The organism is Streptococcus infantis, assembly GCF_047463635.1.
In the GTDB taxonomy this organism is placed as follows: domain Bacteria; phylum Bacillota; class Bacilli; order Lactobacillales; family Streptococcaceae; genus Streptococcus; species Streptococcus infantis_W.
The window spans coordinates 1-1,414 of record NZ_JASHDL010000046.1 but is presented as its reverse complement, the minus strand read 5'-3'; the positions used below and the strand labels follow the sequence as shown (position 1 = coordinate 1,414).

1 protein-coding gene is annotated in these 1,414 nt (G+C 36.7%); it reads right to left on the bottom strand.

The window, feature by feature from the left end; all coding sequences use genetic code 11:
• Positions 1–35 precede the first annotated feature (35 nt).
• Positions 36–1,292 (bottom strand): ISL3 family transposase, encoded by a 1,257-nt coding sequence (locus QM867_RS10670; RefSeq protein WP_414315751.1) that lies wholly within the window; start codon positions 1,290–1,292, stop codon positions 36–38.
• Positions 1,293–1,414: the final 122 nt, after the last annotated feature.

The window sequence follows — 1,414 nt, the reverse complement described above, 5'->3', positions numbered from 1 at the left end:
GGCTCTCTGTCAACTGTAGTGGGTTGAATAAAAAGCTAACATCTGGAGAGGACAATCGTTGTCCTCTCCATTTTTATATTCAGAGCGATGAAAATTCGTTTCTTAAAGTTGTCAAAGTTCCTAAAACCAAAAGCATTTCGTTTGATAAGTTTGATGAGATTATTGGTTGCTTCCAATTTGGCGTTGGAATAAGGTAATTGAAGGGCGTTGACAATTTTCTCTTTGTCCTTGAGAAATGTCTTAAAGACAGTCTGAAAAAGAGGATGAACTTGCTTTAGATTTTCCTCAATAAGTCCGAAAAATTTGTCAGGCTCTTTATCCTGAAAGTGAAAAAGCAAGAGCTGATAGAGATTATAGTGGTGTTTCAAGTCTTCTGAATAGCTCAAAAGCTTGTCTAGAATCTCTTTATTCGTTAAGTGCATACGAAAAGTAGGACGATAAAATCGCGTATCGCTGAGTTTACGACTATCCTGTTGGATGAGTTTCCAGTAGCGCTTGATAGCCTTGTATTCATGGGATTTTCTATCGAATTGGTTCATAATTTGAACACGAACTCGACTTATAGCACGGCTTAAGTGCTGAACAATGTGGAAACGATCAAGTACAATTATTGCATTAGGAAAAAGCTGTTTAGCTAAGGTATAGTAAGGGCTAAACATATCCATAGTAATGATTTTCACCTGACAACGAACGGCTCGATTGTAGCGAAGAAAGTGATTTCGGATGATAGCTTGTGTTCTTCCATCAAGAATAGTAATGATATTGAGCTGATCAAAATCTTGTGCAATAAAGCTCATCTTTCCCTTGGTAAAGGCGTACTCGTCCCAAGACATAATATCTGGAAGACGAGAAAAATCATGCTTAAAGTGGAAGTTGTTGAGCTTTCGAATGACAGTTGAAGTTGAAATGAAAAGCTGATGAGCAATATCAGTCATAGAAGTTTTTTCAACCAACTTTTGAGCAATTTTTTGGTTGATAATACGGGGAATTTGATGATTCTTCTTTACTAGAGGAGTCTCAGCGACCGCCATTTTCGAGCAATGATAGCATTTGAAACGGCGTTTTTTAAGAAGAATTCTGGTAGGCATACCAGTCGTCTCAAGGTAAGGAATTTTAGAAGGTTTTTGAAAATCATATTTCTTCATTTGACTTCCGCAATTGGGACAATGTGGAGCCCCATAGTCCAGTTTAGCGATGATTTCTTTGTGGGTATTCCTATTGATGACATCCATAAATTGGATATTAGGGTCTTTAATGTCTAGTAGTTTTGTGATAAAATGTAATTGTTCCATAGGATTCTTTCTAATGATGGTTTGGTCGCTTTTCATTATAGATCTTATGGGACTTTTTTTCTACACAAAATAGGCTCCATAATATCTATAGGGGATTTACCCACTACAAATATTATAGAGCC